Raw genomic sequence first — 254 nt, forward strand, 5'->3', positions numbered from 1 at the left:
GGCGCTCGCCCAAGGTGAACACTTCGCGGCGATACTGCATGCGCGAGCCCGCCGCTGGGGCGTGGGGTGCCAGGTAGTAGCGCAGGCGGGCGTCGTCGTCGCTTTCCAAGGTGGGCGGCACCGGCGGGAACGCGGCCGGGTCGCCTGGGTCGAGTACTTGGCGTTCCAGGCCCATATCGGCCAGGCGCGCATCGAGGTTGCTGCCGGTGGCCCACCACGCCAGCATCTGCTTGATGCGGGCGTTGTATTTGCGC

At 69.7% G+C, this 254-nt stretch carries 1 pseudogene; it reads right to left on the minus strand.

What is annotated here, in order from left to right:
- A pseudogene (locus AAEY88_RS14585) lies at positions 1–254 on the minus strand (hypothetical protein); the annotation flags it as partial.

The organism is Psychrobacter sp. CAL346-MNA-CIBAN-0220, from assembly GCF_040309805.1.
Taxonomy (GTDB): Bacteria; Pseudomonadota; Gammaproteobacteria; order Pseudomonadales; family Moraxellaceae; genus Psychrobacter.